The sequence below is a fragment of the Bradyrhizobium archetypum genome (genome assembly GCF_013114835.1).
GTDB lineage: Bacteria > Pseudomonadota > Alphaproteobacteria > Rhizobiales > Xanthobacteraceae > Bradyrhizobium > Bradyrhizobium archetypum.
In genome coordinates this window covers 161796-185000 of record NZ_JAAVLW010000006.1, presented here as the reverse complement: position 1 = coordinate 185000, position 23205 = coordinate 161796, and the positions used below count along the sequence as shown (strand labels likewise).

Here is a 23205-nt window from a genome sequence, read left to right as displayed (position 1 = left end):
CCGCAGATCGCCCAGATCCAGGCCGACAAGAAGATGTCGGCCAAGGACAAGAAGGAAGCACTCGCCGATCTCAATGAGGCCCTGAAGTCGCCGCCGCCGGCGATCGAGAACAAGGGCAATATCGATCTCGTGGCGAAATATTACGACAAGCTCGCCGAGGTGCTTGGCGAAAGCGAGGAATAGTCCGCAAGCGTTTTCAAGCGAAACACGTCCCTCGGACTTGATCCGTGGGGCGCGCGCCTCGCGTGAAGACAACGCATCAGACAAAGAGCAACCCGCTCAACGAAAAGCCCCGGAGAGATCTCCGGGGCTTTTGTTTGTGATTGCTCTGTCGGCCTCAGGTCCGGGTGCGCATCCGCATCATGAAGCTGTCGTAGCTCAGCTCAGCTACCTGATTCCACGCCAGCGATTCGTTACGGAACGCCGACAGGCTCGCATACATCTTGTTGAAGTGCGGGTTGCTCTTGGAGAGATCGGCGTAGATGCCGCTGGCGGCATTGTAGCAGGCTTCGAGCACTTCCTGCGGGAACGGACGCAGGATCGCGCCCGCGGCCAACAGCCGCTTCAGCGCCGGCGGATTGACGTAGTCGTATTTGCCGGTGACCCAGGTGAATGTGTCATAGGACGCGGTCTCGATCGCGGCCTGGTAGTGCTTCGGCAGGGCATTGAACTTCTCGAGGTTCATGATGTTATGGCCCTGGCCGGTGCCTTCCCACCATCCCGGATAATAGTAATACTTCGCGACCTTCACGAAGCCGAGCTTCTCGTCGTCGTAGGGACCGACCCATTCGGCCGCATCGATGGTGCCCTTTTCCAGCGCCGGATAGATGTCGCCGCCGGCGATCTGCTGCGGCACGCCGCCGACCTTGGCAATGATGGTGCCTGCGAAACCGCCGACGCGGAATTTCAGGCCCTTGAAATCCTCCATCGACTTGATCTCTTTCCGGAACCAGCCCCCCATCTGCGCGCCGGTCGAACCGGTCGGCACGCCGATGCAGTTATATTCCTTCAAGAGGTCGTTGAGCATCTCCGTGCCGCCGCCAAAACGCAGCCAGGAAATATGCGAGCGCGTGTTAAGGCCGAACGGCAGCGACGTTCCAAAGGTGAAGGCCGCATTCTTGCCCCAGTAATAGTAGAGCGCGGTATTGCCCATCTCGACGGTGCCGTTCGAAACGGCGTCGAGCACCTGCAGGCCGGGTACGATTTCGCCGGCTGCGAACGGCTGAATCTGGAATTTGTTGTCGGTGATTTCGGCGACGCGCTTGGCGAAATATTCGCAGCCGCCATACAGCGTATCGAGTGCCTTCGGCCAGCTTGCCGTATAGCGCCACTTTATTTCCGGGTTGGATTGCGCAATCGCCGGCGCGGCAACCGCACTGGCAGCGAGACCGACGCCGCCCGCTTTCAAGAAATCACGACGTTTCATTTGTTTCCCCTCTGTTATCGCCGATACCGACCAAGGGACAACGATCTGGTGTCGTTTTCTCTGATTTACCGATGGCTGGTGGCGGACTGTTGTTTAGGAATATGGGCCCTGAAAACCCAGGCTCTTGTGTTCGCAATCAATTTCCCGGCTCTGTGGACCTGAAAGGCAGGATGACGAATTGGTGGTCGATAATCAAGGGCACTGGCTACGTCGCAGGGGCGGAGAATTGCCTGAATGCTAAGCGCAACGCTGATTCACCCGCCGAAATACTAAGGCGACGGCCGACGAAATAGGGTTAATTCGAAATGCCGCATTGCGGTAATTCCGCCGTGCAAGCATGCTCGAGGGGCGCAGTTCGACCTCAACATGCATGTGCGATTGGTGAAATTTCCGGCTGCAGCGCGACGCCGATACGCACGATTATCGTCGCGCGGCGAATGCTGCTTCCATCGCCCTGCGCGTCCTGATGGTCTCGTTGTTTTCGTCGACCTCGACATCGCTCCAGCGCACGACCGCGCCGTGGGCGACGTCGTTCTTCAGCTTGACGTGATGCGCCAGTCCGATCGGCAGCGCGCCGGCCGAGAGACTCTTCGATGCCGGCATCAATTTTCCCCAAACCGTGTAGCCGCCTTCGCCATCGAGCATTTCAGCCGCACGCAGATTGCGTTTCGCGACCGCTGCGACGTCGCCACGAAAATCATGCGGCTGCCCGGTCGGCTCGTTGCGTAGCGCGGCCGACAGGATGGAAATGTTCAGCTCGAGGCCGATCAGATGATAGGGCTTGTACATCGCCGCATACCGGCCTGAAGCGTCGGTCTTCAGCCCATATTGCTTGAAGCAATCGGCGGCGTAGTCATTCGGCGCCTCCAGCACGACATAAACGCCCCAGCGCAGGTCGCGGAAGACGGGACGGCCGTCGCGCTCGAGCGAAGACACAACCTCCGCCAAGCCCGCCTTTTCCAGCACGCCGCCCTTGTCGCGCGGCCGCATCACATGCGGCAGATCGTCGACACCGCAGGGCGGAAACAACAGCCCATCCGACGGCACGTCGAGCCCGCAAGCGTTCGCGATCGCCGCCATTTCGATCGCGGATTTGGTGCCGTCCAAAAACGAGTTGAACATCTGCGGGTTCATGCCGGCCGATTGCGCTTCGCCGGCCGTCAGCCCGTAATGGCTCCAAACGCCGTCCGGCGTCACATCGTGATAAGCGGGCAGGTACTTCGTGCCCTTGCCGGCGGCGACGACGCGAAAGCCGGTCGCGCGCGCCCAGTCCACCATTTCGGCGGTCAGCGCCGGCTGGTCGCCATAGGCCAGCGAATAGACCACGCCGGCCTTGCGTGCTTCTTCCGCGAGCAGCGGGCCGGCCAGCACATCGGCCTCGACATTGACCATGACGACATGCTTGCCGGCCGCAATCGCCGCGCGGGCATGCCTGATGCCGGCCGCCGGGTTGCCGGTGGCCTCTACTACGACGTCCATCGCGCCGCCTGCAATCGCGCGGGCGCCATCGTCGGTGAACGCGGTTCGCGCGATCCGCTCTGCATCCCAGCCGACGGTGCGGCACGCCTCGCGGGCGCGATCGCGATCGATGTCGACGATGACGGGCACTTCGAGCCCCGGCGTATGCGGCACCTGCGACAAGAACATCGACCCGAACTTGCCGGCGCCGATCAGCGCGACGCGAACCGGTTTGCCGGCAGCAAGGCGGGCGTTGAGAAGGCGGTGAAGGTTCATGGGAGTGATCCGATCGGCCGTCATTCCGGGATGCGCCACTTGGCACAGACCCGGAATCCAGAGATGAAAGGGAGGTTCCGGGTTCGACGCTATCGCGCCACCCCGGAATGACGATAAAACCTTATTCCGCGGCTTGCCGATGCGCACGCGCCAGCCGCAACAGCGCATCATCGTCCACCATCTGAATCGGCGTAAAATCGCGATGCGCGATGTAGTCCGGCCGCGTGGGCGTACGGATGTAGTTTGAGACCGCGTTCAACGTCAGATAGACGATTTTGCGCGGGTAGGGCGTGATGTTGCCGCTTGATCCGTGCACCAGATTGCCGTGGAACATCAGCATGCCGCCGGCCTTGCCGGTGGGGGCGACGATGCCGCCTTCCTTCACCAGCCGCGTGACGGTCTCCTCATCCAGCGTCCACAGCGGATAGGAGGTGGTCTCAAGGTCGTGCGAGGCCTTGAGGTCGCCGGCGTGCTGGCTCTTCGGTACCAGCATCAAGGGGCCGTTGATCGGCATCACCTCGTCGAGGAAGATCGCAATGTTCATCGCGCGCGGCTCCGGCATGCCGTCGTCGCGCTTCCACGTGCCGTAGTCCTGATGCCATTGCCAGACATCGCCGGTGAAGGCAGCTTTGGCGTTGATCTTGAACTGGTGCATGTAGACCTTCTCGCCGAAGATCTGCTCGATCGGCTCGATCATGCGTGGATGTGCGGCGAGAATACCGAACGCCTCGTTGTAGAGGTGTGCGGCAAAGGCGGTGCGCGGCGCGCCGCTCTTCTCGCGCCACACCTCGGGCCGGTTGGCGTCATAGATGCTGACGGCCTCGCGGGCGAGATAGTCCACTTCCTCCTGGCTGAACAATTCGGGCAGGAACAGCCAGCCTTCGCGGTTGAAGAATTCGATCTGCTGTGGCGTCAGTTTCATGGCGTTCTCTCCTGTGGTTTTTGTTTTTCTCTCCCCTCATGGTGAGGAGCGCGTCTTCACGCGTCTCGAACCATGAGGCCCGGGGCCCATCCTTCGAGACGCCGCTTCGCGGTTCCTCAGGATGAGGTCGTGCAGCCTGTCAGGCCGCCCGATCCGTCGCCCTCAATCTCTCCTCGGTCATTCGTCCGGCGGTTTGCGCATGCGCCAGTGCCGCGGCCTCCGCCGCCTTGGCGTTGCCAGCGACAATCGCGGCGGCGATCTTTTCGTGTTCGGCCCAGGCGCTTTCGCGGTAATCGAGTTCGGCAAGCACGGTCGCCATCGAGCGGCGCATATGCGGCCATTGCGGCGCGATCATTTCCTCGATCGCGGGATTGCCGGCGAGGCGATAGATCGCACTGTGGAAATCGACATCGAGGGCGATCAGCCGCGAAAGCGGCGTGTCGTTGTCGATGCTCCGTCCGGCCTGCAGCGCGGCCTCAAGCTGGGCGTGCCCCGCGGCATCGAACTTGGCCCGCCCGGCCGCGAGCTTTGCCGCCAGCGCGTCGATCGCGCCGCGCACTTCGTAGAGCTGGCGAATGCGCTCCGGATCGAGCCGTGTGACTTCAAAGCCGCGTCGGCCGCTTTCCGCGACAAGCCCCTGCCGATGCAGCAGATGCAGCGCATGGGATACCGGCTGGCGCGAGACGCCGAGCTTGTCCGCCAGCTCGTTCTGCCGGATCCGATGCCCGGGCGGCAGCGAACGATCGGTGATCGCGCCGAGGATGCGGGCGTAGACCTGGTCGATCAGGTTCGGGAGTGGATCCAACGGGATCATGCCGGCTCAACCTATTTGGAATACGGAATTCCGAATTCGGAAGCTAGCGGCTAAATCGGTCGCGGTCAAGGCTGACGACCGGCCTGCCGCTCTGGGGGTATGCTGTGCCGGGGGCGATCGGAGGTCGATCATGAGCAACGACGCAGCCGGGTTCGTTGGCAATATCCCCCAGTATTATGATCAAGGCCTCGGCCCGATCATCTTCGCTGAATACGCGGCGGACATTGCCAAGCGTGTCGCCAGCGGCGGTCCCGTGCGAGTGCTCGAAACCGCCGCCGGCACTGGCATCGTCACGCGGCAGTTGCTCGACATGTTGCCGAGAGACGCGGAGCTGACCGCGACCGATTTCAATCCGCCGATGCTCGAGATTGCCCGCACCAAATTTCAGTCCGGCGAGCAGGTCGCCTTTCAGCCTGCGGACGCGGTCGCGCTTCCGTTCGCCGATGCAAGCTTCGATGCGATCGTTTGTCAGTTCGGTCTGATGTTCTTTCCGGACAAGGCAAAATCCTTTTCCGAGGCCTGTCGTGTACTCTCGCCCGGCGGCCGCTACGTGCTCAGCGTTTGGGACTCTCACCGCTACAATCCGTTCGGCCGGATCGCGCATGAAGTGGCCGGGCGTTTCTTTCCCACCGATCCGCCGCAGTTTTACAACGTGCCGTTCTCCTGCCACCAGATCGATCCCATCAAGGAATTGCTGTTAACAGCGGGCTTCGGCGACATCGGCATTGCCGTGATCAGACAGGATCGAGGGCTCCCTGACATCGCGAAGTTCGCGCGTGCGGCCGTGTACGGTAATCCGCTGATTGATCAGGTCCGGACGCGCGGCGGGGTCGATCCGGAACAGATCGTCGATGCACTGGCGGAGGAGTTTCGCCGCGAATTCGGCGATCCTGGCCGGATGTCGGTTCAGGCGATCGTGTTCTCTGCAATCAAGAGCCGTTGATGCTGCTCACGTCAGCAGGTCTACGTCGAACTGGCCGATCCGCTCGGCATCCGCCACGGCGTCGACCGCTGATATCCGATCGTTACTGATCGTCAGCCGCACCACGATGCGCAGTTGGCCGCCGAGAATGACGGCGAGCGCGAATGCACCATCGACCAGCGCCGGCCTGGCGGATTGCGCGCGTCCCTTGAAGGATTCGGCGACCGCCGCAGCGCCACGGATTTCCGCGAGCGAGCCCAGTCGCTGCGCAGCGGAATCGGCACGGAACACGACTTCAGGATCGAGCACGGCAAGCAGCCCTTCGAAGTCGCCCTCGCGGGAGGCCTTGATGAAGGCATCAACGACGTTCTTCTGCCGGCTGAAATCGGCATCCGGCGGCGGACTGCCCTGGACCCGGCGGCGGGCGCGGCTCGCCAGTTGCCTTGCTGCGGCTGGTGTGCGGCCGACGATCGGCGCGATTTCCTCGAACGGCACCGCGAACATGTCGTGCAGCACGAAGGCAAGCCGCTCCGCCGGTGCCAGCGTTTCCAACACGACCAGCAGGGCCGCGCCGACGGAATCGGCCATCTCGGCATCCCGGCTATGCGCGTCATCGGCGATGGGCTCCGGCACATGCGGTCCCATCGGCTCCTCGCGCCGCGATTTGCGCGAGCGCAGCATGTCGAGACAAACGCGGGCGACGACCGTGGTCAGCCAGCCGCCGAGGTTTTCAACCTCGCTGCTATCGGAGCGGCTCAACCGTAGCCAGGTTTCCTGCACGGCATCGTCGACCTCGCTGGTGGAGCCCAGCATGCGGTAGGCCACCGCCCGCAGATGGGCCCGGTTGGCTTCGAATTTCTCAGCCAGAAACTTTTTCTCGTCCATCGGTCACATTCCTACATCGTGTTCCGTCATGGCTATGACGAACGAAAGCGGGCCGATGTGACAGCAGATCGGCACCGCCACGTCAAAAACGGAACCAGCCATATGGAGCGCAAAACGATGCAAGCCCGAATGAATCACCCCGTCATGGTTATTCCCGACGCCATGAAGGCGCTGCAGACGCTCGGCGAACTGACCAAAAACAGCCTCTCGGAAAAACTGCTCGAACTGGTCCATCTGCGCGCCAGCCAAATCAACGGCTGCAGTGTCTGCGTCGACATGCACCCGAAACTCGCCAAGAAGGCCGGCGAGACCGACGAGAGGCTGTTCGCGGTGGCCGCCTGGCGCGACACGCCCTATTTTACCGAAGGCGAACGCGCGGCCCTGGCGCTAACGGAAGCGCTGACCCGGATCAGCGACCGCGCCGATCCGGTGCCGGACGAGGTCTGGCGTGAGGCCGACAAGCATTTCGACGAGGCCGAGCTCGCAGCGTTGATTCTGGCGATCGCCAATATCAATGTCTGGAATAGGCTCAACGTTGCCGTGCGTCAGCCGGTGGGCGTCTGGAAGGTGTAACAGGGAGTCGCCTCAAGAGCTCGTTACCCCGAAACTATCGTCAATTTTAACACGTCGGCTCGTGCTTAATTCAGCGGCGCGCGCTAAAGAATGGGCCTGGCCGAAATTGATCGGCCGGGCATTTTTGTTGCCCTGTCCGTTCTTGCCTTTCACCCTTTGCCTATCACGTCAGAACGCCGATCCATGCTGCGGCCGACCATACGAAGAAGAATTCTGGGCATCGCTTTGGGACTGATCGTCCTGATGGCAATTACCTCGGTGCTGTCGACCGTGATGACGAAAAGGATCGCCCATCAGCTCGATGAGCTGACGACGAAATATGTCGAGGCTTATGGACATCTGGCGCGGATGAACGTCCGTTCGCTGGAGCAGGCCGTGGTGGTTCGTCGCATGGTGATCGCCCGGATGCAGACGCCGTCGGACAAGGCTGCCTTTGCGGATCAACAGATACTCTACGAGGCGAAAGGCCGGGAGATTGACCAGGAGGCACAAGCTGCACGCGTTCTCATCAATGCGATCATCAATGACCCGACCACAGTATCCGACGACGCCAAGCTCGGACGGATCGACAATCGAATCGAAACCGTAACGAGCGACCTTCGCCGTTACCTGGACGAAGAGAACAAGCGGATGTGGCCGCAGCTCGATGCCGGCAATATGCCGGAAGTCCGGGCCAGCCTCGTTCGAGCCGACGCGCTCCGCGACGAATTCAATCGCAAGATCGAGGAAATCCGTCAGGACATGATGGCGCAGGTTCGCAGCGATGCCGCGCTGACGATGCGGGATCAGCAGCGCGCGATTGCCATCTCCGCAATCGTAACTGCGTTGGCGGCGATCCTCGGGCTGACGTTCGCGGTCTTTGTCAGCAGCGGCATCATCCGGCCGGTCCGCCGGCTATTGGAGGGCACCCGCGCGGTCGAAGCCGGCCGGCTAGAGGGATCAATCGACGTCACCACGCGGGACGAAATCGGTCAGCTCACGGCCGCCTTCAACAACATGGTCGAGCAGTTGCGCCTCAAGGAGCGCTTGCGCGAGACTTTCGGCCGCTACGTCGATCCGCGCGTCGTGGAAGGATTGATCGACCAGCGGTCGCTGACTACCGGCGCCGGCGAGCGGCGGGTGATGACCGTGCTGTTCTGCGACATGCAGGGCTTTACCAGCCTCAGCGAGGGCATGACGCCGCAAGGCCTCGTCAAGGTGATGAACCACTATCTATCGACGATGTCGGGACCGATCCGCAGCCATCGCGGCATCATCGACAAATATATCGGCGACGCGATCATGGCCTATTGGGGGCCTCCCTTTACCGAGCATGGCGAGCAGGCACGCCTGGCCTGCCTCGCTGCCGTCGAGATGGCCGATCGCGGTACGGCGCTGCGCAAGGAGCTGCCTGAACTGCTCGGCATCCGCACCGTGCCGAGCGACTGCGATGTTCGCATTGGGGTCGCCACTGGCGAAGTGCTGGTCGGCAGCATCGGCTCGGAATTCATGATGAGTTACACAGTCATGGGTGATGCGGTGAATCTGGCGTCGCGGCTGGAGAACGCCAACAAGATCTATGGCAGCCATGCGCTGGTTTCGGAGCCGGCGATCACGGCAGCCGGCGACGCGGTAGAATCCCGCGAGATCGATCGGCTAGTGGTTGTCGGCCAGACGCTTCCCCAGACGGTGTTCGATATCCTGGGGCGTAAGGGCGAGCTCACCGAGAGCCAATTGGCGTTGCGGGAGCGATATGCCGAAGGGCTCGCCGCCTATCGGGAGCGCCGCTGGGACGACGCGCGGCGGGCCTTTCATGCGGCGCTCGAAGCGGTTCCGAACGACGGACCGGCCAAGGCGCTGGCTCGGCGTGTCGAGAATTTTCAGGTCAACCCGCCGGCCGCCGATTGGGACGGTGCGTGGCGGATGGACCAAAAATAAGAAGTCGGCGGCGCATCTACGCCGCCAGAAATTCCAGCACGACATCGGAAAACTCCTGCGGCGCCTGTTCGAACATCCAGTGGCGCGCGCCGGGGATGACCGCCGTTCGTGCGCCCGGAATATGTTCGGCCAGCACGCGCCAGATCACCGCCAGCGCGCCCCTGGTATCGCCGCCGCCGATCAACAGCGTCGGTGTTCTGATCGACTGAGCTTCGCTCTTCAAGAACGGCTTGCGGTTCTCGCCGACCTGGCCGAGCAGCGTATAAATGTTGTCGCGCAATTGCTGGCGCGCCGGGGCGGGCCACCTTGCCCACACACCTTCGCCGTCGATCCCGTCGACGAACAGGGCAAGTGCGCCGTCGATGTCGCCGTTTCGCACCATCGCGGCCGCGATAGGGATGCGCGGGCCCAGCGGTACGGGGCCGGGAGGCGCACTGGTGGGCTGCAGCGCGGGTTCGAGATCACCGCCCGGTTCGGCAAGCACCAGCTTGCGCAGCAACTCGGGGCGCGCCTGCGCCACGCGGAATCCAATATGGCCGCCGCGGGAATGGCCGACCAGATCGACCGGCCCGGCACTGAGCGTTTCGATGAAGCCAATGACGTCGGCAACGTGCTGCGCCATCAGATAGTCATTGCCGATGCCGTCCCAGTGCTCCGGAAAGAATCGCCGCAGGCTCAGCGAGATCACGCGATGTCGTTTCGACAGCGGTCCGAGCACCGCATTAAAGGTGCGGAAATCACCCAGCGTGCCATGGACCAGAACCAGCGGCGGGCCGTTGGCTTGGCCGAGGTCGAGATAGGCCATGTCGTAGCCGTTAACGCTGAACATCTGCATGGCGATCAATCCTCTGCGAGATAGGCGAGCACGATCTGGCAATATAGCTGCGGCGCCTGTTCGAACATCGGATGCGTGGTGCCGGGGATCATCGCGGTGCGCGCTACCCTGACGTTGGCGGCGAGGGCATTGAGCACCTTTGGCAGCGTGCCTTTGGTGTTTGCGCCGCCGATGAACAATGTCGGCGTCCTGATCGCTTCCGCATCCGCCTTGGAGAACGGCGGGCGCTGGTCGCGCATCTGGCCGATCAGCGTGGTGGCATTGTCGCGCAGCAATTGTTTGGGTGCCGCCGGCAGGCGCTTCCAGGCGCCGCGGCCTTCCAGCGCATCCAGGAAAATCTGCAGGCCGCCATCGATATCGCCCTTGGCGATCTCCTCGGCGGAGGCCGCAATCATGCCAGCCAAGGGTGAGGGGCCGGGCTTGTAGACGGGATCGAGCGTGGCGTCGAGCTCGCCGCCGGGTTCAGCCAGGATCAGCTTGCGCACGAGGTCAGGCCGGCGCTGCGCGACTCGGAAGCAGATATGCCCGCCGCGGGAATGGCCCATCAGGTCGATCGGCTTTGTATCCAGCTTCTCAATGAAGCCGATCACGTCATCGACGTGCTGGGCGATCGAATAGGTATCGCCCACGCCGTCCCAATGCTCCGGGAAGGAATGCCGCAGCGATGGCGCGATCACCCGGTGCCGGCGCGTCAGCGGTCCGAGCACCGACGACCAGATCCGGAAATCGCACAGCGAACCATGCACGCAGACCAGCGACGGGCCATTCCCGGCGCTGCGGCCGACATCGAGATAGGCCATGTCATAGCCGTTGACGTGAAGGGTCTGCATGCAGTCTCGTGAGGATGAAAAAGGGCTCGGCCCGTTGCAGGTATCGGCGGGAGGGCCAGATCAGCGGAAGTTGTTCATGCCGTCAAGTTTCCCCAGAATTCGGGTGGATAGCAATAATCTCCAAGCCTAGATTTGGGCTCGAGAGGAAGCTGGGTGGCATTGAACAGGAGACTATGGAGCCAGCCATGACCGGGCACCATTTTGCGATATTCGACACCGCGATCGGCCGCTGCGGCATCGTCTGGGGCGAGCGCGGGATCACCTCGGTGCAGTTGCCGATGGGCGACGAGAAGAAGACCCGCACCCGCCTGCAGCAGCGCCATGGCGACCTGATCGAGGCAGAGCCGCCGGCGAACGTGCAGGCGGCGATCGACGGCATGGTCGAGCTGCTCGAAGGCAAACCGAACGATCTTGCCGATGTCGTGCTCGATCTCGACGGGGTTCCCGAATTCAACCGCGGCGTTTACGACATTGCGCGCACCATTCCGCCGGGCAAGACCATGACTTATGGCGATATCGCCAAGAAGCTTGGCGGCGTCGAATTGTCGCGCGACGTCGGCCAGGCGTTGGGCCGCAACCCCTGTCCGATCGTGGTGCCGTGCCACCGCGTGCTGGCAGCAGGCAACAAGCCCGGCGGGTTCTCCGCCAATGGCGGCGTGGTGACGAAGCTGAAGATGCTGGCAATCGAAGGCGCGGCGGTGAACCACACGCCGAGCCTGTTCGACTGATAGCCTTTAGAGCTTGGCGATTTTGGGTTAGATCGGACTGGCCGTAGACGTACATTACCTCTCCCGCTTGCGGGGGAGGTCGGCTTCAAACTCATATCGCCTCGCAGGTAAATCCGCTGCCCTTGCGCCGGATCTTCGCGACCGAAGGCGAGGGGAAATGGGCGGTGCAGCACAGCGTATCGGTGTCGCAGTAGCGTTCCAGGAAGCCGCGCCGCGTCTTCGCCGCCTGCGTCTGATCGACGTCGAACTTCATCGACAATTCCGGATAGTGCGTCTGCAGCGGTGAATGCATCAGGTCGCCCGAGAATACGGCGTCATCCTTTGCCCGGCCGAAGGTGAAGGCGGCATGGCCGGGCGTGTGTCCTGGCGTCGGCAGGATGCGCATGTGGTCGCCGATCTGATAATCGCCGCGGACGATTTCCGCCTGCTTGGCTTCGACTACTGGCAGCACGCTGTCGCCAAATGGCGGCACGGGCGTTTTCGCATGCGTCTCGGTCCAGTAGTCGAATTCGGTCTTGTCGAAGATGTAACGCGCCTTCGGGAAGGTCGGCACCCAGCGGCCATTATCAAGCCGCGTGTTCCAGCCGACATGATCGACATGCAGATGCGTGCACATGACATAGTCGATGTCGTCAACGGAAAAACCGGCGGCGGCGAGGCCGCGCAGATAGGTATCATCGGTCTTCATGTTCCATTTCGGCCGTTGCGGCCGCGGCTTGTCGTTGCCGATGCAGCTGTCGATCAGGATGGTGTGGTGCGGCGTCCTCACCACATAGGACTGGAAACACAGGATCAGTACATCCTTGTCGTCGAGCGCGCCGGCCTTCTGCATCCAGGCGCGGTTCTCCGCGAGAACTTCCGGCGTCAGGCCGGGCAGCATCTCGAGCGCCGGCAGGAAAGTGGTTTCCTGCTCGATGATGCGGTGAATGGTGAAGTCGCCGACGGTGAATTTGAGGTTCATGTGTTCTCTCGGCTGGATTGACGCGCGTTATTTGTCGCGGACGGCAGGAATGACGAAATTGGCAAGGATTTCGAGCGCGGCATTTCCCTGCCGCGAGCTGCCATAGAGCCCTGACGTGGTCATCACCACGAGATCGAGATCCGGAACGATGAAGAGGCGCTGGCCGCCCAGGCCCATCGCCGCGATCCATTTCACCTCCTTGTCGGCGGACAGCGTGCGGCCCATCCACCATTGCTGTCCGTAGTAGAACAGCCCGCCGAAATAGCCGATTGCCTGAAAGCGCGGCGTGATCGATTGCTCGATCCATTTCGCCGACACGACCTGCCGGTCGGCCCACGCGCCCTTGTTGAGCACAAGCTGGCCGATCTTAGCAGCGTCGCGCGGGCGAAGACGAAGGCCCACAGCCGAGGCGATGTGCTCATTGTGATACTTCATCCATTCCCAGTCGGAAATGCCGAGCGGGGTAAACAGCGCCTCGCGCGCAAACGCGTCCAGCGATTTGCCCGATACCCGTTCGAGAATATTGCCGAGCAGGTCCGTTCCGCCGCCATTGTAGGTCCATACCGTGTCCGGCGGCGCAGCGACCGGCTTCGACAAGACATAGCGATACGGATCGGCCTCGCTGCCAAGATGCGGCTCGTCGTTTTGCGGGTCCTTCCAGGCGCGGTTCTCGTCCCACTGCATGCCGGACGACATGGTCAAGAGATGGCGCAGCGTGATGCTGTCCCAGCCCGGCGATTTCACTGCCGAATAATCCGGAAAGAATTTGACGATAGGTTCGTCGGCGCTCTTGATCAGTTCGCGATCGATCGCGATGCCCACCAGCAGCGAGACCACGCTCTTCGAAACCGAGCGCATATCGTGCTTGGTGACCGCATCGAAATCATGCAGTCCGCTGCCCATTCCCCAAGGCTCGTCGTAGCCCGGAAAATACTGTTCGAACACGAGCATGCCGCGGCGGGCGATGACCACCGCATGAACATTGGCGTTGCTGGCCGTCAGCCGCGCGGCGATGCCGCACAGGCGCCCACCGTCGAGACCGGCGCTTTCCGGCGTCGCCGTGGCCCAGCCATCGCCGATGGCGCTGGGGCTTCCGCAGGCGAGATTGCGTTGGTCGGTCGAGAATTGATGAGTCTGCGCCGTCGCAGCGGACGCCGCGAGCGCGAACACGGCGGCGAAGCCGAGGCGCCGCAATCGTCTGCCACCCTCGCGCATGCCGCTATCTCCTTCCAGATGTTACGCCGGCGGCGGCGCCGAGATTTTCACCGAGGGCCGCTCCATCATCTTCTGATGGAAGGCCTCGAGTTTTGGAAAGGCCTTGCGCCAGCCGCAATCGGCAAAGCGGAAATCGGCATATCCGAGCACGCAGACGAGGCCGATCTGCACGATATTGAAAGGTCCTGACAAGACCTCGGGCTTGTTCTCGAACCGCGCCATGCCGGCCCACGCCCGGCCCCAGTGATCGTCCGACCACGCCTTCCAGCGCAGCGGCTCTGGCCGCACCATGCCTTCGTACCGGCACAGCAGCATGGAATCGAGCATGCCCTGAAGCAGCGAATGGTCGCTCTTGACCTTCCAGCGCTCGGGACCGGAGGTCGGGATCAGTTTTCCACCGCCGGCGAGTTCGTCGAGATACTCGACGATGACGTAGGAATCGAGAATGACTTCGCCATCATCGAGGATCAGCACCGGCAGTTTTTTCAGCGGGGTGATCTTGGAATATTCCTCGTTCGGTTGAGCCGGTGCGACGGTCGCGGGCGTGAGCTCTATCTTGTCGATCAGGCCGGTCTCGATCGCGGCGATGCGAACCTTCCGGGCGAACGGCGAGGCGGGAGAGAAGGTGAGTTTCATGCTGGGAATTCCCTTCGAAAGTTTCTTCTTTTTGCCCGGTCGTGACGACCACTCGATGTCATCATCCGCGAAGGCGGATGATCCAGTACGCCGCGGTGGTTCGATATTCTCACGATGGCCGCGGTGTACTGGATACCCCGTAGGAGCCTGTCACCGGGCTCGCCGAAGGCGAGACCTGGTGGCGAGGTATGACGTCTACGCCTCGATGATTTCCTGGCGCTGCTCGCCGAGCCTCTCGATGCCAAGCGTAACGACGTCGCCAACATTGAGGAATGTCGGCGGCTTCATGCCGAGGCCGACGCCGGGCGGGGTGCCGGTGGTGACGATGTCGCCGGGCAACAGCGTCATGAACTGCGAGACATAGGAAATGCACTTCGCCATCGAGAAGATCATGGTCGAGGTGTTGCCAGTCTGGCAACGCTTGCCGTTGACGTCGAGCCACATCGACAGCTTCTGCACGTCGGGGATTTCGTCCTTGGTGACCAGCCACGGGCCCACGGGGCCGAACGTGTCGTGCGATTTGCCTTTGGTCCACTGACCGAGCCGCTCGATCTGAAAGTTGCGCTCGGAAACATCGTTGCAGATGCAGTAACCGGCGACGTGGTTGAGCGCATCGGCCTCTGAGACATATTTGGCGCGGGTGCCGATGATGGCAGCGATTTCGACTTCCCAGTCGAGCTTGGTCGAGCCGCGCGGCTTCTCGACCGCATCGTTCGGGCCAGAGAGTGCGGTGTTGGCTTTCAGGAAGAAGATCGGTTCGGTTGGGATCGGCGATCCCGTCTCCTTGGCGTGGTCGCTATAGTTCAGGCCGATCGCGACAAATTTCGAGATGCCGGTGACCGGCGCGCCGAAGCGCGGCTTGCCGTCGACGGCGGGAAGCTTGGAGGTATCCAGGCCGGCGAGTTTGGCCAGCGACGCCGGCGAATAGGCCTCGCCATCGAGGTCCCTCACGTGCGCCGAAAGATCGCGCAACTGGCCGGATTTATCGATCAGGCCGGGCTTTTCCGCACCCTTGGCGCCGTAACGAACAAGCTTCATTTTGTCACTCCCTGCGGGGTTATCAGGCTTATCGGTGGTATACCTCGGCACGCTTCATGGAACAGCGGGGCCGGAAATTCAACTGCGGACTGCCCGGCTCCGCCACATACCACCCCCTCATCCCTGAGGAGCCCACCGAGCGGGGTCTCGAAGGATGGCCCCCGGGCCTCATCGTTCGAGACGGCGTTTGAGCGCCTCCTCGCCATGAGGAGTGAGAGCGACCTTCCCCAAATATCACCCCAACGCAATGAACCTGAAAGCCTCGCCATCACGCCTGATATGGCCGGCATTGAAATGCCCGCCGATCACCAGCGTCGGCGTGTCGGCAAAGCGCGAGAACAGTTCGCGTCGGGTTTCGGCCGATTGCCTTACATCGGAATCTGCGGTCGACGACCAATCGAGATGGGCCATCTGGCAGGGATGGTGGGCGACGTCGCCGGTCAGCAGGGCCTCCTCGCCGTCGGACCTGATATGGATGCTCATATGACCGGGGCTGTGACCGGGCGTCGGGATCAGGGTGATTTCATCCGTCAGCCTGGCGTCGCCGGCGACCAGATCGGCCTTGCCGGCCGCAGCGATCGGCTGCACGGAATCATCGAACACGGCACGCTTGTCCGGCGCATCGCTATGGTCGCGCCAGTGCTCATATTCGCTTTTGCCGAACACGTATCGCGCATTGGTGAAGGTCGGCACCCATTTGCCGTCGACGAGTTTCGTGTTCCACCCGACATGGTCGACGTGCAGATGCGTGCACAGCACAGTGTCGATGCTCTCAGGCGGGAAGCCCGCCGCCGTCAGCCTGTCGAGGAACGGGTCCTTGCGATTGTTCCAGGCCGGAACGTTACGGCCCTGCTTGTCGTTGCCCAAGCCGGTATCAACGATGACCCGGCGTGAGGGCGTTTCCACCACAAGCGAGTGGATCGACATTTTCAGCCGGCCTTCCTCGGTCGCAAAATGCGGAATGAGCCACGGCAGTTTCCGGATTTCTTCATTGGTTGCGAGTGGCAGAATGAAGCGGGTGCTGCCGACCGTCTCCAGCTCGACGACCTCTGTGATTTTGACCCTGCCCACGGTCCAGTGCATCCCGGCGTTTCCTTCTCGTTTCTGATCGCTCAAGGATGCGGGTTTCCATGTTCCGGTGCAATGGATCATCTGTCCGCGTTCGGCGTTATCGCATAGCCCGTATGAAGGAACATGCGATGCCACAGCTCACGATTTCGCCTGAAAAAGTCGGCTTCCTCATCGAGAAGGCGCGGCAGTTCGATGTCAAGGAGGCCATGTCTGATCCGGACTCCGGATCCAACCCCACCGATGACGACATGATCGACGTGCTCGAGGACGACGGCTGCGACCCTGTCGCGCGCGAGATCGCCGGCTTCATCGAGGCGTTGAGCGAGGACGAGCAGGTCGACCTTGTCGCGCTGATGCGGCTCGGCCGCGGCGATGGGACCATCGAGGAATGGAGAGATTTGCGGCGGCAGGCCGCGGAAGGGCGGCGTGGCCCCACGGCGCGCTATCTTTTGGGCGAGCCGATGCTTGGCGATCTTCTCGCCGAAGGTCTCGACGAGTTCGGTCTCACCTGGACCGAGGGGCGGACCACGCCAATCCAGTGACTATCGGGCGCAGTCCACGATGACGGTGCCGAGCTTGTCGCCTTTCTCCACCGCCAGATGCGCCTGCGCGGTGTCGGACAGCGCGAATTGCGCGGCGATATTGTGAATCCGCGGGCCCGCCGCCAGCCACTTCGTGATGTCCGCTTGTGCCGCCGCCAATAGTGGCGGCGGCAGCGCGAACAGCACGAGCGTGCGCAACGCGATGCATTTCTCCATCAATTCGCGCATCGGCACCACAGGCGTGCGGTTGCCGTTGGTGGCATAGACCGCAATCGTCGAATTGGTGCCCATCAGTTTCAGTGTGGTCGCGATGTTGCCGCCAAAATCGACATCGACGACACGGTCGACGCCGCGCTGTCCAGTGAAGGCCATCGCCTTCGCGACAACGTCATCGGTTTTGTAATTGACGACGAGATCGGCGCCGGCAAGCCGCGCCTGTTCGGCCTTCGCGGCTGAGCTGACGGTCGCGATCACCCGCGCACCGCCCCACTTAGCAAGCTGCACGGCATAGTGCCCAACCGCGCCGGCCCCGCCGGTGACGAGCACGGTCTGCCCAACGATCGGTCCGTCGCAACAGAGACAGCACCATGCTGTCATTGCGGGAATGCCGAGTGTGGCGCCTTCGGCAAAGGACAGATTATCCGGCAGCGGCGTCACCAGATGTTCGGCGAGCGCGATATATTCGGCAGCGGTACCGAAGGCGCGGCCGTTGCGCTGGCCGTTGAACAGCCAGATCCGCTGGCCGATCGTGAGCCGCGTGACCCCGTCGCCGACCTGATCGATGATGCCGGCGCCATCGCTGTTCGGAATGACGCGCGGATATTCCATCGGTCGGTAGCCGCCGCCGCGGCGGCCGACATCGGCCGGGTTGACGCCGGACGCCTCCAGCCGCACCCGGACTTCGCCCGGGCCCGCCAAAGGTGTCGGCATCTCGCCATAAGCCAGCACCTCGCGCGCTGGCCCTGTTCGCTCGTACCAGACCGCTTTCATCCAGCACCCCTTAGAGCGTGCCCGGGAATGCGCCGCCGTCGAGCAGGATGTTCTGCCCGGTAATGAATCCGGCCTTGGCGCCGCACAGGAAGGCGCAGGCATAGCCGAACTCGTCCGGATCGCCGAACCGCCCGGCTGGATTCTGCTTGGCGCGCTCGGCAAACACCTGGTCCGCGGTAATACCGCGCTTCTCGGCTTCGGCTTTTCCCACGCCGCGCAGGCGGTCGGTATCGAACGGTCCCGGCAGCAGCGCATTGATGGTGACGTTGTTGATGACGGTCTTGCGCGACAATCCCGCGATGAAGCCGGTGAGGCCGGCGCGCGCGCCGTTGGAAAGCCCCAATATGTCGATCGGCGCCTTCACCGCGGCCGAGGTGATGTTGACGATGCGGCCGAATTTCCGCGCCATCATGCCGTCCACCGTCGCCTTGATCAGTTCGATCGGCGCCAGCATGTTGGCGTCGATCGCCTTGATCCAGTCGTCGCGGGTCCAGTTGCGGAAATCGCCGGGCGGCGGGCCGCCGGCGTTGTTGATCAGGATGTCGGGTTCGGGGCAGGCCTTCAGAACGGCTTCGCGGCCGGCAGGCGTCGTGATGTCGCCGACAATCTCGGTCACGGTGACGCCGGGATTGGCTTTGCGGATTTCGTCGGCGGTCTTTTTCAGCGCCTCGGCGCCACGTGCGGTCAGCGTGACATGCACGCCTTCATTGGCCAGCGCGATCGCGCAGGCGCGGCCCAGGCCCTTGCTCGATGCGCAGACGATGGCACGGCGGCCTTTGATCCCAAGATCCACTGTTGTTCTCCCGTTGTATCAGAATGATGTTGTTGTAGTCGGATGCGGCTACTCTAGCCAAGTCGGACGCTGCTGATAAGGCGCTGAGTCCCGCCGATAACGCATATTGCGATCCCGGAAATCTGTGTATTCCCTCGGTGTCATTGCCAGGCTTGACCCGGCAATCCATCGCAACAGAAGAGCTCTTTTGAACAAATGATGGATGCGCGGGTCAGGCCCGCGCATGACCAGCGGGGCGCTACAACGCAAATCAATTCACCCGCATCTCCGCCCTTATCATGTCCGCGGCCTTTTCCCCGATCATGATCGTCGGCGCGTTGGTGTTGCCGCCGATCAGCGTCGGCATGATCGAAGCATCGACCACGCGCAATCCCTCGACGCCGTACATTTTCAGCTTCGGATCGACCACCGCGAGCGGATCGTTGACGCCCATCTTGGCGGTGCCGACCGGGTGATAGACCGTGTCGACACGGGCGCGCAGGAGATTGCGGATGTCGTCATCGCTATGCACGCCTTCCGTGAACATCTCCTTCTTTTGCAACGCGCGCAGCGCCGGCGTCTCCATCAGCCGCCGCGTGGTCTTGAAACCGGCGACCATAGTTTCGAGATCTTCCGACTCGCCGAAGAAATTCGGATCGATCAGGGGCGGCGCAAACGGATCGGCACCGAGCAGCGAGACGCTGCCGCGGCTTTTCGGTCGCAGCAGGCAGACGTGGCAGCTAAAACCGGTGCCGCGGTGGCGCTTGCGGCCATGGTCGTCGGCCAGCGCCATGCCGAAATGAAGCTGGATATCGGGAATCGCGAGGTCGGGCCGGGTTTTCAGGAAGCCGCCGCATTCCGCGAAGTTCGACGTCATCGGCCCGGTGCGCTCGCGGCGATACTGGCGCATCGCCCGTAGCAGTCGCGGTAGCGCCTTAAGCGAAAGGCCGTTGAAGTGTGGATTGTCGGACATGTAGCCGAATACGAAATCCGGGTGGTCCTGCAGATTCTGACCGACTCCGGGCAGATGATGCACGGTGGCGATGCCGTGCTTGCCAAGCTCGGCACTGTCGCCAACGCCTGACAGCATCAGCAGATGCGGGGTCTGGAACGCGCCGGCCGAGAGGATCACCTCGCGCCGCACGCGAATTTGTTTGAGCTCCTTGCCTTGCCGGTACTCGACGCCGACCGCGCGCTTGCTTTCGAACAGGATGCGGGTGGCGTGGGCGTGCGTCTCGACGCGCAGGTTGGCGCGCTTGTCCATATGCGGGTGGATATAGGCGCGCGCGGCGCTGCAGCGCTCGCCGTTCCGCTGCGTCAGTTGATAGATGCCGAGGCCTTCGTGCTCGTCGGCATTGAAATCCTCGCGCAGGCGGAATTGCGCTTCCTGCGCGGCCTGCAGGAAGATCTGCTGCACAGGGCTGCCGGTGCGCGACTTGTTGACGGCGAGCGGGCCGCCCTTGCCGTGATATTCGCCGTCGAAATCGGCATTGTCTTCGGCGCGCTTGAAATAGGGCAGCACGTCGACGAACGACCAGCCGGTATTGCCGAGCGAGGCCCATCGATCGTAGTCGGAGCGGTGGCCGCGGATATAGACCATCGCATTGATTGCGGAAGAGCCGCCGAGTCCCTTGCCGCGCGGCTGGTAGCCGATGCGGCCGTTGAGGCCCTTCTGCGGCACGGTGTTGAAGGCCCAGTTGTTGACTTTGCCTGCAACCATCAGCACGAGCGCGAACGGGGTCGTGACCACCCAATTGTCGTTTCGGCCGCCGGCATCCAATAGCGCCACCGACGTCTTCGGATCTTCCGACAGCCGTCCCGCCACCGTGCAGCCGCCGGAGCCGCCGCCCACCACCACGAAATCGAACCTATCGGTCACGCGCATCCCCCGGCTTTTATGTTCTGCTGCGCCCTCTGGCGGCGCTTTGGGGCGCAAAACTCCGCTTTTGCGGCGTTTATGGCAAGGGCGGTTCCAGGTGACGGATTTGGCGCTTCAAACCCCCGTTTTTACTGTCATAAAATCTGCAAAAGCCGATCTTTGCCCCTTTCCAAAGCAGGGGGACGTTGATACATACCCCTCGCGCCCGATGGCCTTGCCCGGGTCGCCTTCTCAGGAAGCCTCCGGACGGGATCGGTCGGCGCGACATACGTTGGCCGGCTTTCACGTCGGGTCCGGTTTTTTCGAAGGCAGCGCAACGGTTTATCGCGGGGTGGAGCAGCCCGGTAGCTCGTCAGGCTCATAACCTGAAGGTCGCAAGTTCAAATCTTGCCCCCGCAACCAACGATACTGACACTCCCGTAGCTGGCGCTGCGGGAGTTTTCGTTTTGGTGGACTTTCCATGGGCCTGGCGGGCCATCCGCGCAAGATCGTGTCCAAGCCGCCGGACAGCGCCGCGTGCATTGTATGACATCGGCATAATATATCGGCGAAATTCTCGGCGGCAGGGAGCGAGCCGGCGCTCGGGCTGTCTGGCCAAAGCACCGGGGACCATTTCCCGTCGTCGGACGTTAGTGTCTTGAGAGAACGGCCACTGGCGAAGCCGTTGCGCGGGGCGCGAGGCACTATCAACTGGAGACGATCATGCCAGAGCGAAGAACAGTGCAGAAAGCCAGGCGAGACAAACGCGCGGGCAAATCGCCGACTACACAGGCGGGCGAGTTTGTGCATGAGGAGATTCGCAAGGTCCGCCGCGGCCAACATGGCGCGAGATCGCCACAGCAGGCGATTGCAATCGGCCTGTCCAAGGCAAGGCGTGCGGGCGTTCCGCTCCGTCCGCCAGCAAAAGGCAAGGCCAAGGCAAGGACCCGCAAAAGCGCCAAGTACGCCTATGAGGCGGGCCAGGGCAAGCGAAAAACCCGACGCCGGCCGCGCGTTTCACGTGCTGTATCGCAGGCCCTCAAGCGTGAACCACGCGGCACGGCGTCGCGTGCAGCTCTATCGAAGCAGGCACGAAGCGCCGCGTCGCGTCGCTCCGCCTCGGCCCGCTCAGCGACGGCTCGTAAGGCCGCGAAGACCAAAGGCGCGGCGGGGCGCTCTGCGGCAGCCAAAAAGGCAGCCCGGACCAGAGCGCGCCGTCGGCGATAGCGCGGCAAATTCGAGCTCGCGCGCGGAAGATCAATTATGCAGCTATCAACATGGCGAGAAGAACACGGTCACGGAAAAGCAACGTCGTCAGGACCCGCCTCCCGAGGCAGTCTCAGAACGCACAAAGGAATTACGAGCGCTACGTAGAGCTGGCTCGCGCCGAAGCGCTGAAGGGCGATCTGATCGCAGCGGAAAATTATCTTCAGCACGCCGAGCACTTTTTGCGGTCGATGCATGGTGAGGCGCATAGCGGGCGGCATTCGCCACAGCCGGCAATTTCGCCCCAGCAGCGGCTAAGGCACAAGCCGCCAGGGGCGGCATAGGCCCGCGTATAGGCCGCGAGGTCCCGCATAGGCATCGGTGCGTTCGGAACTATTGCCGGTCGCGCGGACTTTTTCATTGTGAGCGGCCGTTCTATGCGAATGAACTCGCAAGCCCTTCGTCCCACAAAGGGCGGGTTATCACGAGGAGGCTGGCCGTGATCAAGGATATTGTCGTCAACTTAGCAACCGGTAACTCGCGCGATCCTGCCACCGCGTATGCGATATCCGTCGCGAGGATGTTCGATGCCCAGATTGCCGGCGTCGCGATGTGCTATTCCCCGGTGATTCTGGCCGCCGGCATGGAGGCCGTTTCGGCCGACTTCGTCGAATCCCTGCGCGAAGAGAGCGCCAGGATGGCAAACGAGGCCATCGGAAGATTCAAGCAGGCGGCGGCGAAGGCTGGTCTTTCCGCCGAGGCGCAGATGCTCGAGACCAGCATTGAAGGAAGCCCAAGGACATTTGGCCACATTGCGCGGACGTTCGACCTTGCCATCGTTGCACAGACCGACCCTGAAACGACGAACGCCACGGGCCTTGACGCTGAAGCAGCGATGTTTGAATCCGGACGGCCTGTCATCGTCGTACCCAGCATCCAAACGGAGGGCATCAAGCTCGGCTTCATTGTCGTCTGCTGGGACGGAAGCCGCACCGCCGCGCGGGCGCTCGCGGACTCCATGCCGATCCTGGAGCGCGCGAAATCGATCGAGGTAATCAACGTAGGTGATGGCCGTCGGGAAGCCGAGGAAACCCTGGCGGCCGTTGGTAGACATTTGGCTCGCCACGGCTTGAGCGCTAGCACCAAGGCGCTTGCCGCCGATGGTACCGATGTCACAAACGTTATCCTGTCGCACGCGGCAGATCTGTCGGCCGACCTTATCGTCATGGGCGGCTACGGCCATTCGCGGCTACGCGAGTTCATCCTCGGCGGCGTGACGCGCGGCATTCTCGACACGATGACCGTTCCGGTATTGATGTCGCATTAAGGT

23 protein-coding genes and 1 tRNA gene (1 of these 24 cut by a window edge) are annotated in these 23205 nt (G+C 62.5%); 9 read left to right on the top strand and 15 right to left on the bottom strand.

Annotation, left to right across the window (positions count from 1 at the left end):
* A protein-coding gene (locus HCN50_RS21095) for a hypothetical protein (RefSeq protein ID WP_171711606.1) crosses the window boundary here: on the top strand, positions 1–183 show its final stretch. The gene continues 426 nt to the left of window position 1, outside the view; the window shows 183 of its 609 coding nt (coding positions 427–609); the start codon falls outside the window, past its left edge; the stop codon is at positions 181–183.
* A gap of 154 nt (positions 184–337) precedes the next feature.
* Here HCN50_RS21095 and HCN50_RS21090 read toward each other — a convergent pair whose 3' ends face one another.
* From HCN50_RS21090 to HCN50_RS21075, 4 genes are all read right to left on the bottom strand, one after another.
* Positions 338–1426 (bottom strand): TRAP transporter substrate-binding protein, encoded by a 1089-nt coding sequence (locus tag HCN50_RS21090; RefSeq protein WP_171711605.1) that lies wholly within the window; start codon positions 1424–1426, stop codon positions 338–340.
* Positions 1427–1846: 420 nt separating this feature from the next.
* Positions 1847–3160 carry an NAD(P)H-dependent oxidoreductase gene (locus HCN50_RS21085; RefSeq protein WP_171711604.1) on the bottom strand — a complete coding sequence of 438 codons (1314 nt, stop codon included), beginning with the start codon at positions 3158–3160 and terminating at the stop codon, positions 1847–1849.
* Between the two features lie 121 nt (positions 3161–3281).
* Positions 3282–4082 carry a phytanoyl-CoA dioxygenase family protein gene (locus tag HCN50_RS21080; RefSeq protein ID WP_171711603.1) on the bottom strand — a complete coding sequence of 267 codons (801 nt, stop codon included), beginning with the start codon at positions 4080–4082 and terminating at the stop codon, positions 3282–3284.
* Between the two features lie 139 nt (positions 4083–4221).
* Positions 4222–4896, bottom strand: coding sequence for a GntR family transcriptional regulator (locus HCN50_RS21075; RefSeq protein WP_171711602.1), 675 nt, complete (start codon positions 4894–4896; stop codon positions 4222–4224).
* Between the two features lie 130 nt (positions 4897–5026).
* Between HCN50_RS21075 and HCN50_RS21070 the strand changes: the two genes are divergently transcribed.
* Positions 5027–5839 (top strand): class I SAM-dependent methyltransferase, encoded by an 813-nt coding sequence (locus HCN50_RS21070; protein ID WP_171711601.1) that lies wholly within the window; start codon positions 5027–5029, stop codon positions 5837–5839.
* A gap of 6 nt (positions 5840–5845) precedes the next feature.
* Here HCN50_RS21070 and HCN50_RS21065 read toward each other — a convergent pair whose 3' ends face one another.
* The gene (locus HCN50_RS21065; RefSeq protein WP_171711600.1) at positions 5846–6703 is read right to left on the bottom strand and encodes a sigma-70 family RNA polymerase sigma factor; all 858 of its coding nucleotides are present in this window, start codon (positions 6701–6703) and stop codon (positions 5846–5848) included.
* A 117-nt stretch (positions 6704–6820) separates the two neighbouring features.
* On the opposite strand from HCN50_RS21065, the gene HCN50_RS21060 reads away from it, so the two are divergent.
* Both HCN50_RS21060 and HCN50_RS21055 read left to right on the top strand, forming a co-directional pair.
* Positions 6821–7276 (top strand): carboxymuconolactone decarboxylase family protein, encoded by a 456-nt coding sequence (locus HCN50_RS21060; protein ID WP_171711599.1) that lies wholly within the window; start codon positions 6821–6823, stop codon positions 7274–7276.
* A 183-nt stretch (positions 7277–7459) separates the two neighbouring features.
* Positions 7460–9193 carry an adenylate/guanylate cyclase domain-containing protein gene (locus HCN50_RS21055; protein ID WP_171711598.1) on the top strand — a complete coding sequence of 578 codons (1734 nt, stop codon included), beginning with the start codon at positions 7460–7462 and terminating at the stop codon, positions 9191–9193.
* 16 nt (positions 9194–9209) lie between these two features.
* Here the strand turns inward: HCN50_RS21055 and HCN50_RS21050 are convergent, their stop codons facing one another.
* Together HCN50_RS21050 and HCN50_RS21045 are read right to left on the bottom strand one after the other, a co-directional pair.
* Positions 9210–10028, bottom strand: coding sequence for an alpha/beta fold hydrolase (locus tag HCN50_RS21050; RefSeq protein WP_171711597.1), 819 nt, complete (start codon positions 10026–10028; stop codon positions 9210–9212).
* A gap of 5 nt (positions 10029–10033) precedes the next feature.
* Positions 10034–10858 (bottom strand): alpha/beta fold hydrolase, encoded by an 825-nt coding sequence (locus tag HCN50_RS21045; RefSeq protein ID WP_171711596.1) that lies wholly within the window; start codon positions 10856–10858, stop codon positions 10034–10036.
* A gap of 185 nt (positions 10859–11043) precedes the next feature.
* Here HCN50_RS21045 and HCN50_RS21040 point away from each other — a divergent pair, with 185 nt between their 5' ends.
* Positions 11044–11586, top strand: coding sequence for a methylated-DNA--[protein]-cysteine S-methyltransferase (locus HCN50_RS21040; protein WP_171711595.1), 543 nt, complete (start codon positions 11044–11046; stop codon positions 11584–11586).
* 91 nt (positions 11587–11677) lie between these two features.
* Here HCN50_RS21040 and HCN50_RS21035 read toward each other — a convergent pair whose 3' ends face one another.
* The 5 genes from HCN50_RS21035 to HCN50_RS21015 form a co-directional block, all read right to left on the bottom strand.
* Positions 11678–12547 (bottom strand): MBL fold metallo-hydrolase, encoded by an 870-nt coding sequence (locus HCN50_RS21035; RefSeq protein ID WP_171711594.1) that lies wholly within the window; start codon positions 12545–12547, stop codon positions 11678–11680.
* Between the two features lie 27 nt (positions 12548–12574).
* On the bottom strand, positions 12575–13762 hold the full coding sequence (locus HCN50_RS21030; RefSeq protein WP_171711593.1) for a serine hydrolase domain-containing protein: 1188 nt from the start codon (positions 13760–13762) through the stop codon (positions 12575–12577).
* 21 nt (positions 13763–13783) lie between these two features.
* On the bottom strand, positions 13784–14398 hold the full coding sequence (locus tag HCN50_RS21025; RefSeq protein WP_171711592.1) for a glutathione S-transferase family protein: 615 nt from the start codon (positions 14396–14398) through the stop codon (positions 13784–13786).
* Between the two features lie 195 nt (positions 14399–14593).
* Entirely contained in the window at positions 14594–15436 is an 843-nt protein-coding gene (locus tag HCN50_RS21020; RefSeq protein ID WP_171711591.1) for a fumarylacetoacetate hydrolase family protein, read from the bottom strand.
* Between the two features lie 234 nt (positions 15437–15670).
* Positions 15671–16519: an MBL fold metallo-hydrolase gene (locus HCN50_RS21015; protein WP_171711590.1), complete on the bottom strand. Its 849-nt coding sequence runs from the start codon at positions 16517–16519 to the stop codon at positions 15671–15673.
* Between the two features lie 116 nt (positions 16520–16635).
* Here HCN50_RS21015 and HCN50_RS21010 point away from each other — a divergent pair, with 116 nt between their 5' ends.
* Positions 16636–17049 carry a DUF3775 domain-containing protein gene (locus HCN50_RS21010; RefSeq protein WP_171711589.1) on the top strand — a complete coding sequence of 138 codons (414 nt, stop codon included), beginning with the start codon at positions 16636–16638 and terminating at the stop codon, positions 17047–17049.
* Here the strand turns inward: HCN50_RS21010 and HCN50_RS21005 are convergent, their stop codons facing one another.
* The 3 genes from HCN50_RS21005 to HCN50_RS20995 form a co-directional block, all read right to left on the bottom strand.
* A complete protein-coding gene (locus HCN50_RS21005) occupies positions 17050–18039 on the bottom strand; it encodes an NADPH:quinone reductase (RefSeq protein WP_171711588.1) in 990 nt (329 codons plus the stop codon).
* 10 nt (positions 18040–18049) lie between these two features.
* Positions 18050–18832, bottom strand: coding sequence for an SDR family oxidoreductase (locus tag HCN50_RS21000; RefSeq protein WP_171711587.1), 783 nt, complete (start codon positions 18830–18832; stop codon positions 18050–18052).
* Positions 18833–19082: 250 nt separating this feature from the next.
* A complete protein-coding gene (locus HCN50_RS20995) occupies positions 19083–20690 on the bottom strand; it encodes a GMC family oxidoreductase (RefSeq protein WP_171711586.1) in 1608 nt (535 codons plus the stop codon).
* A gap of 325 nt (positions 20691–21015) precedes the next feature.
* Between HCN50_RS20995 and HCN50_RS20990 the strand changes: the two genes are divergently transcribed.
* From HCN50_RS20990 to HCN50_RS34500, 3 genes are all read left to right on the top strand, one after another.
* Positions 21016–21092: transfer RNA gene (locus HCN50_RS20990), tRNA-Met, on the top strand.
* A gap of 854 nt (positions 21093–21946) precedes the next feature.
* Complete coding sequence (locus HCN50_RS20985; RefSeq protein ID WP_171711585.1) at positions 21947–22219, top strand: DUF4167 domain-containing protein; 273 nt, start codon at positions 21947–21949, stop codon at positions 22217–22219.
* 155 nt (positions 22220–22374) lie between these two features.
* Entirely contained in the window at positions 22375–23202 is an 828-nt protein-coding gene (locus tag HCN50_RS34500; protein WP_171711584.1) for a universal stress protein, read from the top strand.
* Positions 23203–23205 lie beyond the last annotated feature (3 nt).